The organism is Woeseia sp. D3-10, from assembly GCF_055809415.1.
Genome location: NZ_JBVVTW010000007.1, coordinates 1,472,066 through 1,488,980, shown reverse-complemented (window position 1 = coordinate 1,488,980; position 16,915 = coordinate 1,472,066). Strand labels below are relative to the sequence as shown.

Annotated in this window: 12 protein-coding genes and 1 pseudogene; 8 read left to right on the top strand and 5 right to left on the bottom strand. The window is 55.1% G+C overall.

The features are described from left to right. The first annotated feature begins 12 nt into the window (after positions 1–12). Both AC0L8N_RS07395 and AC0L8N_RS07390 read left to right on the top strand, forming a co-directional pair. Positions 13–1,761: an N-acyl-D-amino-acid deacylase family protein gene (locus AC0L8N_RS07395; RefSeq protein ID WP_473666959.1), complete on the top strand. Its 1,749-nt coding sequence runs from the start codon at positions 13–15 to the stop codon at positions 1,759–1,761. Positions 1,762–1,945: 184 nt separating this feature from the next. Next, positions 1,946–3,067 (top strand): YkvI family membrane protein, encoded by a 1,122-nt coding sequence (locus AC0L8N_RS07390; RefSeq protein WP_473666958.1) that lies wholly within the window; start codon positions 1,946–1,948, stop codon positions 3,065–3,067. 9 nt (positions 3,068–3,076) lie between these two features. On the opposite strand, the gene AC0L8N_RS07385 is transcribed toward AC0L8N_RS07390, so the two are convergent. Together AC0L8N_RS07385 and AC0L8N_RS07380 are read right to left on the bottom strand one after the other, a co-directional pair. Beyond that, a complete protein-coding gene (locus tag AC0L8N_RS07385; RefSeq protein ID WP_473670251.1) occupies positions 3,077–3,304 on the bottom strand; it encodes a hypothetical protein in 228 nt (75 codons plus the stop codon). Positions 3,305–3,782: 478 nt separating this feature from the next. Continuing rightward, positions 3,783–3,947, bottom strand: a pseudogene (locus tag AC0L8N_RS07380) (hypothetical protein); the annotation flags it as partial. A 451-nt stretch (positions 3,948–4,398) separates the two neighbouring features. Between AC0L8N_RS07380 and AC0L8N_RS07375 the strand changes: the two are divergent. The 5 genes from AC0L8N_RS07375 (at position 4,399) to AC0L8N_RS07355 (ending at position 11,877) form a co-directional block, all read left to right on the top strand. Beyond that, positions 4,399–5,193, top strand: a complete 795-nt coding sequence (locus tag AC0L8N_RS07375; protein WP_473666957.1) for an SDR family NAD(P)-dependent oxidoreductase — start codon at positions 4,399–4,401, stop codon at positions 5,191–5,193. 562 nt (positions 5,194–5,755) lie between these two features. Beyond that, positions 5,756–8,560, top strand: a complete 2,805-nt coding sequence (locus tag AC0L8N_RS07370; protein ID WP_473666956.1) for a TonB-dependent receptor plug domain-containing protein — start codon at positions 5,756–5,758, stop codon at positions 8,558–8,560. 75 nt (positions 8,561–8,635) lie between these two features. Further along, entirely contained in the window at positions 8,636–10,150 is a 1,515-nt protein-coding gene (locus AC0L8N_RS07365; protein ID WP_473666955.1) for a serine hydrolase domain-containing protein, read from the top strand. Between the two features lie 174 nt (positions 10,151–10,324). Continuing rightward, positions 10,325–11,068 carry a cysteate racemase gene (cuyB, locus tag AC0L8N_RS07360; RefSeq protein WP_473666954.1) on the top strand — a complete coding sequence of 248 codons (744 nt, stop codon included), beginning with the start codon at positions 10,325–10,327 and terminating at the stop codon, positions 11,066–11,068. A gap of 275 nt (positions 11,069–11,343) precedes the next feature. Then, positions 11,344–11,877 carry an RNA polymerase sigma factor gene (locus AC0L8N_RS07355; protein WP_473666953.1) on the top strand — a complete coding sequence of 178 codons (534 nt, stop codon included), beginning with the start codon at positions 11,344–11,346 and terminating at the stop codon, positions 11,875–11,877. Positions 11,878–12,124: 247 nt separating this feature from the next. Here AC0L8N_RS07355 and AC0L8N_RS07350 read toward each other — a convergent pair whose 3' ends face one another. The 3 genes from AC0L8N_RS07350 to AC0L8N_RS07340 are packed head-to-tail and all read right to left on the bottom strand — an operon-like array spanning position 12,125 to position 15,355. After that, the gene (locus AC0L8N_RS07350) at positions 12,125–13,234 is read right to left on the bottom strand and encodes a PepSY-associated TM helix domain-containing protein (protein ID WP_473666952.1); all 1,110 of its coding nucleotides are present in this window, start codon (positions 13,232–13,234) and stop codon (positions 12,125–12,127) included. 31 nt (positions 13,235–13,265) lie between these two features. Continuing rightward, entirely contained in the window at positions 13,266–14,177 is a 912-nt protein-coding gene (locus AC0L8N_RS07345; RefSeq protein ID WP_473666951.1) for a TonB-dependent receptor domain-containing protein, read from the bottom strand. Further along, a complete protein-coding gene (locus AC0L8N_RS07340) occupies positions 14,138–15,355 on the bottom strand; it encodes a TonB-dependent receptor plug domain-containing protein (protein WP_473666950.1) in 1,218 nt (405 codons plus the stop codon). Before AC0L8N_RS07340 ends, AC0L8N_RS07345 begins: the two co-directional genes overlap by 40 nt. A gap of 301 nt (positions 15,356–15,656) precedes the next feature. Here AC0L8N_RS07340 and AC0L8N_RS07335 point away from each other — a divergent pair, with 301 nt between their 5' ends. Beyond that, the gene (locus AC0L8N_RS07335; protein WP_473666949.1) at positions 15,657–16,904 is read left to right on the top strand and encodes an imelysin family protein; all 1,248 of its coding nucleotides are present in this window, start codon (positions 15,657–15,659) and stop codon (positions 16,902–16,904) included. Positions 16,905–16,915 lie beyond the last annotated feature (11 nt).

The following is a 16,915-nucleotide window of genomic DNA, read 5'->3' as shown; positions in this document are numbered from 1 at the left end:
GAATCGATACGTATGCGGAACAGAACGCAAGGCATTGCAGGGTGTGTGGCATTGAGGCAATGGGCCACGCGAGTCAGTCTAACCGTCGCAGCACTCCTGCTGGGTGCATGTGCGACTGCCGAGCAGCAAGGCAGTGCGGCCTCAACGTCTGCGAGTTCCGCTGCAAGCAGCCCGAAGTACGATGTTCTGATCACGAACGGGCGTATCGTCGATGGCACTGGAAACCCCTGGTACAAAGCCGATATCGGCATTGCGGGAGGGAAGATCGTCGCTATAGGCAGTTTGAACAGCGCCAGTGCTGCACGAACAGTCGATGCCGGCAACAGAATTGTGTCGCCAGGTTTTGTTGACCTGATGGGGCAGTCCTCTTTTGCCTACGTTGCTGATCGACCCACAGCGGAATCCCGATTGCGCCAAGGAATAACCACGCACGCCAGTGGTGAGGGTTGGTCACATGCGCCGCAGAACCGCTTCACCCAGCCGGATCCGGAGATAGCAGACGGCCGCTCCTACCGATGGACGCGTTTCTCGGAATACTTCGACATTCTCGAAGAACGCAAATTGCCATTGAACGTTGTGCACAAGGTTGGTGCGGCGCAAGTTCGCCGCGTGGTGCTGGGCGACAACGATGTGGATCCCAGTGCCAGGGAAATGGCGGCTATGAAAGCGCTGGTCCGGCAAGCGATGGAAGATGGTGCAACCGGCTTGGCCAGTTCGCTGATCTATCCTCCCGGCAACTACGCGAGTACCGACGAACTTGTTGAATTGGCCAAAGAGATCGCGCCATTCGGCGGAACCTATTTCACACATATGCGCAACGAGAGTCACGATTTGCTCGGTGCCATCGACGAAGCGCTGGAAATTGGTCGGCGCGCCGGTGTTTCCGTGCATATCTACCATTTGAAAGCGGCGGGTAACGGCAACTGGCCTTTGTTCGCCAAGGCCATAGACAAGATTAATGCTGCACGAGCATCTGGCATGAACGTGACGGCTGATATCTATCCGTACATCAACAATGGCATCGGGCTCGGATCGTTCATTGCGCCGCAGCACTACGCGAGCGGCCGTGCCGCGTTGCTTGCCAAGCTGGACGATAAACAGTTCCGCGCTTCTCTGCGTGCTGAGATTGAAGCGCCAGGCAATGTCTGGGAAAACTGGTATCAGAACGTCGGCAGTGACTGGGACAAAGTGGTTGTTACGCAAACGGCAGACAGCATCGACTCGAGTATTGTCGGGCATTCCGTAGCGGAGGCTGCAAATATTCTGGGCATGGATGTCTGGGATACGTTCTTCGAGCTGGTCAAAGCCGGCACTTCAGTTGCACCGCAAAGCATGAACGACGGCCAGAAGCGCGCAGCACTGAATCAGCCCTGGGTCTCAGTCGAAACAGACACGGCGCCGGCCAATCCGGCAACGTCGAAAAGTACCCATCCGCGTGCGTTCGGCGCCTTTCCGCGTGTGCTGGCCAGGTATGTTCGGGAGAACCAGTGGCTGTCACTCGAGGATGCCGTGCGCCGCATGACTTCGTTGCCGGCGCAATCCGTGGGTATCAGGGATCGCGGCTTGATCGAGCTTGGCATGGCCGCGGATATTGTGATCTTTGACGAAAACCGCATCATCGATACGGCGACTTTCGCCAAGCCAATGCAATACGCGAAGGGTATCGACTATTTGCTGGTGAATGGCGAGGTGGTGATTGATGACGGCCGGAATACAGGTGCAAGGCCTGGGCAAGTGCTAAAGCCTCGGATCAGCAATTAGAGACTGTACCGGATGGCATCGGCCGAATGCTGGCTAAGCACAGAAGTGACGAAAGCCAGCCGGCCGGTCTTTCGACCGTATTGAGGTGTAACCACACGGTTTACTCCTGCAGGTGCCATGTACTACGAAGACAAATACGATTTAGAACAAACAACAGTATCAAGCTACGACGGAGAAATTGCTTGTGAAGAAGTTTTTGAGTTCAAGGTTCATCGCGGTTTACATCATTCCCGGTGCTGTTTTCCAGTCCGTCATGATTGGTGGCGGCTACGGAACCGGTCGCGAGATCGTTGAATACTTCACTTCTTACGGTTCGCTCGGTGGCCTGATCGGTATTGCAATATCGTTCGTCATGATGGCAGCAGTACTTGCCGCCAGTTTCGAGTTCTCGCGCTATTTCGCCGTATTCGACTACCGGAACTTCTTCAAGGCATTGCTTGGCAAGGGCTGGTTCCTGTTTGAAATTCTTATCGTGCTGCAGTTCTTGTTGATACTCGGAGTTCTGGCGTCTGCCGCAGGCAATATTCTGCGGGATCACTTCGGTATCCCCTACGGTGTCGGGCTGGTCGTCATGCTGGTTACGGTTGGTTTTCTGACTTACTTCGGCCGCGATCTTATAGCCAAGGTACTGACACTCTGGTCGCTCTTTCTGTACATCGTCTTTATTGCGATTTTCTACGCGGTTTTCTCGACCAGCTGGACGGAGATTTCGGCAGAGATGGCTGTACTTGAAGTGTCTCCGGGCTGGTGGCAAAGCGGCCTGAAATACGCGATGTACAACCTTGCCGTACTACCGCTGCTCTTGTTCGTGGCACGCAATTTCAAGACTCGTACGGAGGCGGTTTGCTCTGGAATCGTTGCTTCAGCTATTGCGATAGTGCCGGCGTGTTTCTTTCACCTGGCCTTTCTGGCTTCATACCCGGCAATTATCGAGCAGCCCATTCCCGTGTACTGGCTGATGTCGGAATCCGGAATGTCGGTGCTGGTCATCATTTACAGCATCATGCTGTTCGGAACGTTTATCGAAACGGGAGCCGGCATGCTGCAAGGCATAAACGAACGAATTGATGCCTACATGGTGGAAAAGCGTGGGACCCCGCTCGCCGGCAAGCACCATGCGATATTGTCAGTGCTGGCAATCTTGCTGAGCTCGGGTCTATCTCTCTGGGGAATCAGCAGCCTGATTGCCAAAGGCTATGGGACGATGGCGTGGGGATTCCTGTTCGTATACATCGTACCGCTACTGACTTTCGGTGTTTATCGAATGTACTCGCGTGCGAAAGCGTCCTCGCGGGAGCCTGTCTGAAACGACTGTTCAGCGCTGAAGGTTGGCTGGCACCAGGTGCACGTCTTCGTTGCGATCAGCATTGTTGACGTGCCACCGGATCTCCGGGCTGATCTCATCAGATTCGTCAGTGTACAAGCCGCAGTTTCCCAGCGCTTTTCGTTTGTTGATGTCTGTGCCGAGGAATTCGAAGACCACGCGTGTTGCGGCAGGAGTGTGTCGGTGATCCGCTGATACGCCGAGTTTGAGGCCGTGCAAAAAAGTGGTTCGGCTCTTGTGGCTCGGGAATAGCGAAGTCTGCGATATTTCGCCGCACGTGAGGGATTCGTAATCGATGAGAAAGAGTCTGTCTGCAAGGTAAAAAGCCATTCCTTTGTACACGCAGCGAAATTTTCTTTTCCCCTCGGTGCACTGGCGAGAGCCGTTCGATTCTCTTGTAGTAGCCGATCGAGTCGTCGCAATGCAGATGTACGAGTGAGCGAAGAATGTGGCCGGGATAGGTCAGGGACATGTAGTACTCGAAGTAGTAGCCCTGGTATTTCTGAATCTCCCGGCTGGAGAAGTGCTGCAAATTCCGAACGTGTTTCTCGAACGAATTCTTGTTTTCAGATTCTACCCGTACAGGCCTCAATTCGAGGATGGTCGCGAACTGTCGTGGTGGTAATTGCAGTTCGTAGTCTTCGACGCCAAAAAATGCGGCGATTTTCCGCATTGTGTACAGAGAAGGTCTCGTATTGCCTGACAGGTACTTATTGAATTGCGATCGATTGACATCGATTCGGCGACACACCTCAGAGATGGACCGGTAGAAACCGCAAAGCAGTTTCAGATTGGTCGCGAAGTTGCTTAAATCATCGTTCAAGTCAGTTGAGCGCAATTCATTCAAACGTTGGCTTCCCATAATTCCGAGCTGTCCCCGATCACGTGTTTCGCAGACGGACAACCTTATACTAGTTTAGGGGACTTTAGCATCAACAAGCGCCAATGAGAGGCATGCTGCGAAATTCCGGGAAACCCCCGCACTTTGTAAGATCTTTTCAAACTACAGAACGTCTGCAACACAGCTGGCGAATTAGAAACGGCAACACAGTTCGAAACGAAGCAATCACCGTAATCCTGCAATAGAGAATCGTCGCTAGCTGAACTGCCTAAGAGCCAGCTAAGCGCGATGCTTGCTCCGGCCGCGAGGCTGGCGGTCGTTTTCTACTGAATATCCACGCAAAGCAGGCTGCTGGCATCGGCAAGATGGCGAAACGCACTGAATTGGGGCGTATTCGCAGACTGCGGTTGATTGCTTCGATGCGAACATCAGTGCGTGTGCCGGCACGACTTTCAACGCAAGGGGTTAGGGAATGGCAGGACGAGTACAGGGAAAAGTTGCGATAGTCACAGGTGCTGGGTCGGTCGGCGCTGGTATAGGCAACGGGAAGGCGGCTGCTATTCTCCTGGCGCGCGAGGGCGCGAAAGTCGTTCTTGTGGACCTGAATCGCAGTGCTGCTGAGGAAACTCAGGCAATCATTAGTGATGAAGGCGGCGAAAGCATCGTATGTGTTGCGGACGTGAGTTCGGCCAAGGCATGCGAAGCAATTGTTGCCTTAACAACGAAAGCATTCGGCACAGTCGATATTCTGCACAATAACGTAGGAATTGAGGAAGCAGGAGGGCTCGAGGATACCAGTGAAGAGTCCTGGGACCGAACGCTGGCTGTCAATCTCAAGAGCATGTTTCTTATGTGCAGGGCAGCGGCTGGACCTATGAAAGCACAGCGTAGCGGCGCGATTGTGAACATCTCCTCAATCAACGCAATCCGCACTTTGCCCGCTATCTCACTGGCGTACGGCGTATCAAAAGCCGGGGTCGTCGCGTTCACCCGCGAAGTGGCGGTTGAGTATGCAGCGGCAGGGATCAGGGCCAACTCGATTCTTCCCGGCATGATGCAAACGCCATTTGTTGTAACGTCGTTGACGGATGCTTATGGCGGCGATATCAGCGCCATGACCAGTCAACGTGATGCACTTTGTCCGACTGGAAAACAAGGTGAAGGCTGGGATGTTGCGAATCTGGCGTTGTTCCTCGCCTCCGATGAAGCCAAGTACATTACCGGAGCCGCCGTCATCGTAGACGGTGCGCAGACCTGCCGGATCTAGGTTCCGATAAATTCACTTCCTGTGCGCCGGCCTCTGCCGGCGCGCTCCGCGCACTTCTGCTCCGGTCGCCCCACGCTTCTTGCTGGCACAATTGAAACGCCCGCGTGCCGCTTTCTCGCCGTGGCTTCCGCAATGGTTGTAGAGCCTTCAAACGCTTTGTCGCAGTAGCGGATTTCCGCTGCGAATGGCTCCAGGCCCCATGTCGCAAAACATTCTTTCGGCTGATGCCACAAAGGGCATGGCGTGCACCATTCTGCAACACGCAATTGCCACCGCATAGCATCAAATTGGTGTGTCACCCGTTGATACCCGAAGAGCATCAACTCGCGTCAATCTGAGGCATGCAGCGAAATTTCAGAATTTTTCGCGCTCTTTACACTGAATGCAATCAGATGCATCGCGACATCACACCGCGCAATCAAATCAGCAACGTTTTGGTGTGTGGTTCAACCGGGTCAGGTGCTTTCTGAGTAGCAAAAGGCGGGTTCAATTGCAGGCGTCGGGGGAGGGCGACTCCTGCGCTGAGCCTACACAAACACCATCAGCCACGCAGGGGGCCTCCGTGAAAAGATTATTGCACCAAGAGCATTCACCGAATATTGACGTCCGATATCAGGCGAAAATATGCCGCAGTTTTCCGAAACTTGTTACTTCAAATGCACTGCTCGCCATAGGCATAGGCCTCTTGTCAGCCGGCGCTGCGGCACAGACTTCGGGCAACAGTAGTGACGATACGCTGGAAGAGGTTGTTGTAACCGCATCCCGTATTGCTCGCAGCGGTTTTGAGGCGCCAACACCGGTGACAGTCATTGGTAGCGAAACCTTGGAACGCGCCGCAGTCACCAATGTCGCCGAGTATCTTAATGAGCTTCCGGCGATTCGCCCTTCGACAACCCCCGGCAATACCGGCATCAGTACAACCAACGCAGGTACATTCTTCATGAACCTGCGAGGACTCGGGAATCAACGGACGCTGGTGCTGGTGAACAAGCGCCGCCATGTACCAACGACTCCGGAGGGTATGGTCGATCTAAATGTCATCCCCAATGCACTGATCGAGAGAATTGAAATGGTCACTGGCGGCGCTTCGGCTGCCTGGGGTTCAGACGCGGTGGCTGGTGTGGTCAACGTTATTCTGGATGAAGACATCACCGGGCTGAAAAGCACCATCCAGTACGGCGAAAGTGAACTTGGGGATGCCGAAGATTTTCGCTTCTCGCTGGCAGGCGGCATCGAGTTTGCAGGAGGCCGTGGTCACGCCTACTTCGGTGGTGAATATGGCGATAACAAAGGCATGCCTACCGGAGAAAACCGGGATTGGTTCCAGGGTCAGCACCTGCTCATTGCCAACCCGGATTACGCTGCTGGCACCGATGAACCACAATACCTGGTTGCCTCCAATGTCACTGCCGCTAACGCAACCACAGGTGGTTTGATCACCTCCGGGCCGTTGCGTGGTACAGAGTTTCTTCCGGGTGGCGCCGTTCGGCAGTTCAACTTTGGGGACAATTTGAGCTCCGCCCACATGACGAATGGTGATGGCTTGTACGAACCTTCGTTGCGGGTTCTCAGTACGCCAGTTGAAAGAAGCAACCTGTTCCTGGGCGCCAATTACGAGTTCTCGGATGACCTATCAGGCTTTGTTGAGGCTGGTTACGCTCACTCCGTGACGGATTACAAGATTGCATTCTTCACCGCACGAGATCGTGGCATTACAATCCAGCAAGACAACGCCTATTTGCCAGAAGTCGTTCGGCAGCAAATGATCGATGAAGCTGTGACCTCATTTACGATGGGTCGCTACAGCAATGACTACGACTATCAGAATACGCACAATGGCAACGACATGTTTCGCCTTGCTGCAGGTCTCGATGGAACAGTATTCGATGACTGGAGCTGGTCTACCTATGTGCAATACGGTGAAAACACCAGTCAGGCAGACATTGGCGAGAATCGCCTCAATGACCGCTATAACGAATCCATCGATGCGGTATTGGATCCGGTAAGTAGCAGTGTGGTTTGTCGTTCGACCCTGACCGATCCCGGTAACGGTTGTGTCCCGGTCAACCTGTTCGGCGTTGGCTCACCGAGTCAGGCGGCAGCGGATTACTTCCTGTCGCGACGCGATCTTGATCGCTCACTGACCCAGAAAGCATTTGGTTTCGATATTTCGGGTGAACCGTTCTCGACCAGCGCTGGTCCTGTGTCGGTTGCTGCAGGTATCGAACATCGTCAGGATGAGGTGGAGCAAACCGTTAATCAGGAAGCTATTGACGGCCTTTTCAATATTGGTAACTCCAAGCCATATGCTGGTGATTACGATGTCACCGATTATTTCCTGGAGACAATAGTTCCGGTTCTGAGTGGCAAGAGCTACGCAGAGTCATTGGAACTGAATGCCGCCATCCGGCTTAGTGATTACAACCTCAGCGGCCAGGAAACGACCTGGAAGCTTGGTGCCAGCTGGGAGCCGAATCAGCAAATCCGTTTCCGCTTTACCCAGTCCCGGGATATTCGTGCGCCGAATCTTGCGGAGCTCTACACCGGATTGTCACTGTCGTTTTCAAATCTCTTTAACCCGGTTACCGGCGTTTCCGAACCCTCTGTGCCAACACCACGTACCGGTAACGAAAACCTGAAACCGGAGATCGCGGACACGACTACGTTCGGCGTTGTGCTTACACCGAGCTCAATTGAAGGCGCTCGATTCTCCATCGACGCCTATGACATTCAGGTTGCAGACGTTATCTCGGTGGTGGGTGGTCAGAACATCGTCAACTTCTGTGCGGATGGATTGCAGCAGTTCTGCGACGTCATTACACGAGGACCCGGCGGTGAGCTGCTGGAAGTTCGCAATACCAGCGTCAATCTGGCGAAGCTGGAAACTCGCGGCGTCGATATAGAGGCGTCTCTGGTCCGGGATATGCAGTCCGGAGCGAAGATGAACTATCGCCTGCTGGCCACCTATCTGGACAAGTACGAATCGGATAACGGTATCAGCACAATCGAAGTATCCGATGTGGTTTCGGGTGGTGGTGCGGGGCCGAAATGGCGTGCTCTGGCAAGCGTTGCTTACATGATGGGCCCGTGGGATATGCAGCTTCAAGGCCGATATGTTCACAAGGGTATTCGCTATCCGAACGTTACTTACGATGACCCGACGGTAGAGTCGTGGAGTTCGTTCAACCTGTCCGGTTCCTATGCATGGACTGACACGGCACTGGGTGATGTTCAATTCTTCGGCAAGATTTCCAATCTGTTCGATCGTGATCCGGCAATAACGCCGACTTCATCGCAACCTACTTCCCGGACGCAGCATGATCGTACCGGGCGTGCTTACGCAGTTGGTCTTCGAATAGCTTTCTGAGGAATACCTTGCGGGGAGCTGCCACGCGGCTCCCCGACAACGGTATCGAACATATCCATCAGGGGAATTTTTACGATGTTCAGGAAAAAGGGCCAGTTTCACGCCAGTGTTGTCGTCGCGGTTGTCGCTGCACTCTCAGCGCAGTCTGCTCTCGCAGATGCGGTCTTCGACGAGGTGAGCCACTACATCGAACAAGTGGTCGCGACCCAGAAGGGCGGTACGGTTTCGTTGTCGATTGCCGTGGCCAAGGATGGGGAGATCCTTTGGGAGCAAGGTTTCGGCTGGGCCGATGTTGAAAACCGAACGCGGGCAACGGAACACACGACTTACTCGTTGGCCTCGATATCCAAGCCGATTACCGCGACCGCGTTGATGACGCTCGTCGAAGCCGGAAAGGTCGATCTTGATCGGCCAGCGAACGATTACCTTGGCACAGGCAAGTTAGTCGGCAGGCGTGGTGATGCGAAGGCGGCGACGGTCTGTCGATTGGCGAACCACACGTCCGGTCTGCCTACGCACGTTAATTTCTACTACGCCGATGAGCCGATGGTTTTGCCAACTGTGAACGAGTCGATAAGCCGCTATGGCAAGTTGGTCGGTGTTCCGGGAGAGGACTATGTCTATTCCAATCTGGGATTCGGGATTCTTGGCGAAATAGCCAGCCGGGTATCGGGTTCGAGCTACGCGGACTTTGTTCGGGAAGCGGTGTTCGAACCGATGGGAATGTCACACAGTAGTGTCGGCGTACCGCCCGGTTTGAAGCCTTACGCCGCAGTGCGCTATGACAAGTACGCAAAAGTTCTGCCGCACTACGACTTTGACCATCCCGGCGCGTCGGCCATATATGCAAGTGCCCACGACCTGGTTCGTTTCGGCATGATGCACGTCGGTGGTTCCGTACCGGGCGGCCAGGTCGTCTTGTCGAAGGCTTCGATCGAGAGAATGCAGCACCCCTCGTGCAGTGAAGGCGGCCACGAAGGTTATGGCCTGGGCTGGCGCGTTGATCAGGAGTCCGGTTACGAGATCGTTAGCCACGGCGGCAGCATGCCCGGGGTCAAGACCATTCTCGCGATGATTCCCGGGCAGGATCTTGTCGTCGTGGTGCTGACCAACCGGGTCGATGACCGCAGTCCGGTTTCGGGTGTGCCGTTGCGTTGGCAGATTGCCAACAGAGCCATCAAATCCATACTTCCCGATTGGTCTCTGCAGTACGGCAAGTCCACCCCGACTGACAACACGCCGGCGCCTCTGCCCGAATCGTTATTGGGTGAATGGCGCGGCTCCGTTACGACCTACGAGTCTGCCATTCCACTGCGAATCAGCATCGCCGAGAACGCAGTCGAAGTACGTCTTGGCGACGCGGAGGCCGTGCCTGTCGAGAAGGTTTCATTCCAGGACGGCTGGCTTAGAGGCAATTGGGATGGCCAGTTGAACACTGATGAGCTCAATGACCGGCCACCGTATGGACTACGCCTCAACCTCCACCTGGATGACGCACGAAATTTGGTGGGTGGCGTGAACGCCGTTTCTTCGGGAGCCGAACGTTATCACTACTACGTCCCTCATTGGACTGAGCTGAAGAAGCGATAGGAGAAACTTGATGGGCAGCGAAAGCTTTAAGAGCAAACAGCTACTGCCTTACACGAATAGCGGGCGCTGGGGTTTTCTGATGCTACCCCCTATAGCAACGTGTTGCCTTGGCTGGTCCAGCGCCCGCACCTATTCACAGCCTTACCTTTACAAAGGACTGCAAGCTACACGCCTATGACGCAGCAAGCGGGAAAAGCTGAGTTACCCGGAGCCGGCAATATCCGGCAAGCGGTGGGTGTAATTGGTGGACTGGGTCCGGCCGCTACGCTGCGCTTCTTTGATCGGGTTATGCAGTTGACTCCCGTCGCCACTGAATCAGAACATCTGCGACTCATCATTGACTGCAATCCGGGAATTCCGGATATCAACAGTTCGCTACTCGCTGATGACACCAAAGCCAAAGATGCATTGGTGGCCACAGCATCGGCATTGGAAAAAGCGGGCGCCGAGCGGCTGGTCATGATCTGCAATGCCGCACACTACTATGCACCGGCTATCCGGGCATCGGTCGCTATTCCTTTCGACAACATGATTGATGCAGCAGTTCAGCGAGCACAATCCTTGATACCCAAAGGTGGCTCTGCAGGTGTGCTGGCAACGGACGGATGTCTGCGTTCACGTGTATTTCAGTCAGCACTGGCGGCACACGGGCTCGGTAGTGTCGAACCCGTTCCGGCAAGAGCCGTACAGTTCATGGATGTGCTTGCCCGGTTGCGCTCCGGCGATGCGCCCGCCGATTGCAGTGGGCCATTGAATTCGATCATAAGCGCAATGGTCTCGGATGGCGCGCAATGCATCATCGTCGGTTGCACCGAAGCACAGGAGGCAATGGATCAGCTGAACGTAACCATTCCTATCATAGACCCGGTACATGAAATTGCTGCCGCCATCGTATCTGTTGCTTGGTGTGCCGCGTGACAATTTGCAACGGCATTCACCGAAACAGAATCGTCGCTGCGATGCCTGGCGGTCGGCATCTGTACCGATTGTTGAGTGCAGTGTTGAAGCACCGCCGCGGATTTTATCGATTGAAACAGCACAACAACGACTTTCAAAGTCGTTGTTGTCCTCTATTGAAGAATTCCGCATGAAAACAAATTTCGCGTGATCAATTGATCGGGCGGCGAGTTAATTCGGAATTGATCAGTCGCATCTCAAACGGGGGCGAAAACACAATGCCGAGGGAGAACATGATGGACAATCAGAGCGTCACCAGTATCTTTCTCTCAATTAAGGAAGGTCTCGCCGGCGCTATTGCCGGAATAGTGCCGCCGAAAGAAATTGAAGACATTGTGCAGGAAACCTACATTCGGGTTTGCCATAACCCGCATGCGGAGCCGATACGCGAGCCTCGAAGGTTCTTGTACCGGACTGCCCGCAATCTTGCGTTGGACTATACAAAGCGTGCAGAGTCACGCCTGGCCGATTCAGTCGAGCAGGAGCAGGACTTCATTCGCGGAGTCGATGATCGCCACGACGAAACGTTCGCGCAGGTCGCCATCAACGAAGAGTATTCTCAGTTCTGCAAGGCGGTGAAACACCTGCCGTTGCAATGCCGTCGTGTGTTCGTTCTCAAGAAAGTGTATGGATTGTCGCAACGTGAGATAGCAAAGAAACTGGACATCAAGGAAAGCACTGTTGAAAAACACGTCGCACAAGGCATCAAGCGCTGCGCGCTCTATATGCTTAACGTCAGGCCAGCTCGGCGGCCGCGTTTGGTCCGATGATTGAGACATGGCTTGCCCGCTACTAATCGATGCAGGTGACATGCTTTCGCGATTAAATAAGGGTGATGGCAATGATGCATCACAGAAACGCCGGGCGGCCCTGCCAGATACCTTGCAGGGCACAGCGACTGGAATACGCTAACGCATTGTTGGCGGCCGCCTCTTTATAAGAACTGCCGGAAGATGACTTGCGGCATGAGGTCGCCGCCGGTTGTCCAGACTACGTGGGTGCCCTGCACATCGTCCTTCAACGCGAGTCTTGCAGGGTTGCTCTTGACTTAGTTTTTGGACGCTTTCGCCACCACATGTACACGCCGGTAGAGAACAGCAACGCTGGCAAGAAGCCCACAACAAACACCAGCCAGCGACCGACCAAGCCAAGCGCGTCGCCATTGTGCAGGGGAAATTGCCAGCGCATGAACTGGCTGCCGGAGGCGACTTCGGTAACGTTCCACGTATCGAGTATGCGGTTCGAGTAAGCATCAACCCAGACAGCACTGCCACCGAGGTTCGACCAGGGTTCGGCCACTGTGTTGAAGTAGAAAAGGTAAGGGCTGTCATCGCTGCGCGGCAGTTGCACGCGCTTGAGTTCGGCATTCGGAAAGGCAACCGCCGCCGTTGCCGCGGCATCGCTGACCGGCACCATTGCGGCGCCGATCGTGGAATGAGGATTGGGGTACTCGTCCATGGGCATGACGCTGTTGACTATCGTTTCGATTGCGGTGGGAAATACAATGGCGACTCCGGAAAATGAAACCACGGCGAGGATGGGCAACAGATAAATGCCGGTGGTCTTGTGCAGATCCAGATTCAGCAGGTATGCGCCTCGATTCCAGCGTACCGTCAGTGCGCGGCGCCAGCGGCGTTGTTTTGGCCACCAGATAATCACACCACTCACACAAAAGAACAGCAGCACTATCCCCAGTACGCCCACTGCCGTTTTCCCGCTCGGACCGGCCAACAAGGTGTAGTGAAGGTTGTAAAGCCAGCTGGCCGGGTACTCACCCCAGGTTCGGACGGCGAGCACCTCGGCTGTTGTCGGCGCAACGCTCACTTCGACCGGTCCGGGCTGACCAGCCGGTAACCGGAACCGCACTACGTGCGGGCTGCCGGCTTGCCGTGCAATGTAGATTCGATCGGCCCGGTGCGAGGCATCTACCGCTTTCTTCGCCGCTGCGAGTATTTCATCCAACGACGCACGCTGCGCCGGATTGTCCGCCGACACGATTTCTGGTGTCAGTGCCTCGTCGATAGCATGATCGAAGACCAGCAAGCTGCCGCTGATACCAATGACGCCAAGCACAAGGCCGAGCGACAGCCCGGCGTACTTATGCAGAAACAGCATCAGCTTACGCATGTGAACTCCGCGAAATCCCGTTCAACCAGCCTCAGAATTCCATGCGGTAGGACAGGCGAATCGTGCGGCCGTGGCCTTTGAAGTTCCTGTCATTGTTGCCGATCGTTTGTGAGAAGTAAGTGAAATAGTCTTCATTGGTAAGGTTTTGCACCCCGACTTGCGCTACGCCGTTACCAACCTTGATGTCGCTGCTTACATCGAGCGTGGTGTAGCCGTCAAACTCAGAGCTGCTCGCGCCGGTGGCGTCACGAAAAGTACGATCCAGCAGGTGGTTCACCTGCAATCGCGAACTGATTCGGTCCGTCCAGATTCTCTCCCAGCTAAGGTTGATTCTGTCCGGCGTTGCATTGGCGCCCGCCAGATCCGTATCTACACTGCCGTCGCCATCTGAATCGTACTGGCCGTCCGTGTGTGCATACCGCAGGTCCAGTGTGTCATCGCTGCTGGCTCGCCAGCGCAGCCGCAATTCGATGCCATCAATGTCCATTTGCTCCCGTTGGACCATGTAAATGCCATCACCGTTCAGTTGCAGGCGCTGGCCGAAATCAGATTCGGAGGTGTAGTAACTCAACTGCAAAGAGGTCGTTTCTGTTGTGTGTTCGATGCCGATCTCGGCGTTGTTGGTCACGATCGGCGTGAGGTTCAAGAACGATTCGACACTCTGGCCGGGCGTGTTGATGCCGCGCAGAACACGGCCAACGTCCGGCATTGAAAATCCTTCTGACGCGTTGGCGAATACTCGCAAGCGGTCAGTTGCCTTGAACACGGCACCAGCGTTAAAGAGTGTCTCGGAAAAATCCGGTTCGCCACCAGCAACAAACTGACCGCCGTTATAAGATGCCAGGGTAGTGAAATCGTCAACGTCAAGCTTCGCCTTCTCGTGGCGTACGCCTGCCGTGATAGTCAGACGCTCGATTCCCGAAAATTCTGCCTGCGCGAACAAAGACCTGTTCTGGTAGCTCGATTCCGGCACCCATGCGCGTCCCGTTTGCGCAAGAACTTGCGTCGTTTCATCGCGCAAGAGATCAGGCCATACACGAGACTTACGGGTACGTTTCCGAACCTGTCGACAGCGAGAGTCAGTTTTGCGCCGGTCTTGTCCGACTCATTCTGCGACTGATCGAAAATGTCGTTCCCCAGTGCCGGGTCCTGAAAGGTGGCGAAGATGCCGCCGCCGGCAGCGCCTGCAAAGCTCTGCTGGAATATCTGCAGGCGCAACGACTGTCCGAAGACATCTTCGTTCGCGTAGCTGCCGCCGATCATGCGGACATCGTTCGTTGGTGCAATGCCCGGCACGACCCCTTCTTCGGCCGTGGTCGGAATTCCGCTGGCAATGTTGCCAGGGATCGCAACCCAGTCGTTGTTGCCGGACAATTCGAAATCGTTAACGGTAAGTTCCAGCCGCTGGTCATCCCAGTTGTATCCGCCTTTGATGAATACATTCAGCATGTCGGCGTCCATCGTGTCGCCCTGGGTATTGTCGAATCCGATGACGCGGCCGTCGGCGTCATAGGCGATCCCGCTTTGCCGGTACGCAACGCTGGCAATCACGTCAACGGCGTCGAATCGCCCGGACACGCTGTAGTTAATGCCGTAGCCCAGACTGTCCGCCGCGTTCTCATCTTGCAGTGTCGATTCGACCCGCAGACTTTGTTGCAGGTCGTCGCCGGGTGTTCGCGTTATCAGGTTGATGATGCCGCCGGATGCGCCCAGGCCATGGATCGCATTTGCTCCATGGATGACTTCGACGCGTTCGAGCATCAGCGGATCAATGGTGTAAGCGTCACGCGACCCGTCGCGTAGCGGGTTGGATTGCGGCACTCCATCTACGAGATACAACGGGTCGCGGCCGCGCAGGCTTTCGCCTGCGCTGGTCAGCTTTCGGCGGCTCGGCGAGAAGCTAGGTATCGGATTGCCGAGGACGGTGGACAGGTCGCCGCCGAGATTGAGCTGCTGTTGCAGGTCAGTCTCGCCGATCACGGTGACAGTGTTGGGAATCGTGTTGCGTGGTTTCTCGGCGCGGCTCGCAGTCACCACGATTTCTTCGGTGTTCTCGGTTTGCGCGAGGGTGGTCAGGGGGCTCAGGGCTAATGTGGCGATCAGCGCAGGACGCAAACGCATGGTGAAAACTCCGTCAAAGGTCAATGTTGATGATGGGCGGTTAGCAAAACTGCCTGCGGCACACAATGTGACGGCGAAATTAACAGTAATGAGAATCATTATCAATCGTATTTAGGTGCGGTATTGTGACGTTGAGCCGGCACAGTACGTAGCCGATGGCCGCCGAAAACGGTCAGGTCTGACGGGTTGAGCCGAGTCGATAATGAACTGATAATCAGTTGCTTACGTATTTATTGATAATGATTCTTATTTCACCTACCCTTGTTCCTCCAGGCTTTTCTGCACGTCGAATCCATCAACCATGCGTACTCTAAGAACCATTCTCCTGCTCGTGATGGCTGGCTCTGTAATGACACCTGCCGGCGCGGTCACCCAAAATCAGGTCCTCTCCACCTATGCCGACATCGCTCATGCTGTGTACGAGGACAGCGCCATTGCTGCGCGTTTGTTGCAGGCCAGCATCGAAGAATTTCTGGCGGCACCTGACGAGGCCGGGCTGGTTGCTACCCGGCAGGCGTGGATTGCGGCACGTGTGCCGTATCAACAAAGCGAAGTCTTTCGGTTCGGTAATGCCATCGTTGACGACTGGGAAGCGCAGCTGAATGCCTGGCCGTTGGACGAAGGACTCATTGACTACGTGGCTGACAACTATCAGCCACAGCTCGGCAATCCCGGTGGTCAGCTGAACATCATCGCCAATCAGTCGGTACAACTTGGTCGTACCGAGCTCGACCTTACGAACCTCGAACCTGAATTGCTGGCGAGCCTCAATGAACTCGGTGGCTCGGAAGTGAATGTTGCCACCGGGTATCACGCCGTCGAATTCCTGCTGTGGGGGCAGGATCTGAATGGAACAAACGCCGGTGCCGGTACACGGCCGTACACGGATTTCCTGCAAGGCGAAGAATGCACGCACGGCCATTGCGAACGTCGCGCTGATTATTTGCGAACTGTTACTGCCTTGCTGGTTTCAGATCTCGACTACATGGTTGCTCAATGGGCCCCCGGCCGGAACGACAACTACCGACACGAGTTACTAACCCTCGACGGGAATGCCGGCTTAACCCGGATGATATTCGGCATGGGCAGCCTTGCACTCGGCGAGCTGGCCGGAGAGCGCATGAAAGTCGCGCTCGAGGCAAATTCACCGGAAGATGAACACGATTGCTTCAGCGACAACACGCACTGGTCACATTTCCATAACGCGCTCGGAATACGCAATGTCTATCTGGGTGAATACCGACGTATCAATGGCGAGCAGGTAACAGGCCCGTCGTTAGCTGCACTGGCTGCAGAAGCCGATCCAGCGGTTGATCGTCAGGCCCGCACAGCCATCGAGAATACCGGGCAAGCTTTGCAGGCGATGGTCGACAAGGCAGAGGGCGGTATGAAGTTCGATCAGATGATCGCGCCCGCGAACGCCGAAGGCCGACAAATTATCAACGCCGCGATCGATGCGCTCGTCGTTGAAACGGACGCACTGACTCGAGTGGCGCGGGCAATTGGAATTGACAAGCTCACTCCGGACAACGCAGATCACACTTTCTAGAATCAACCTGT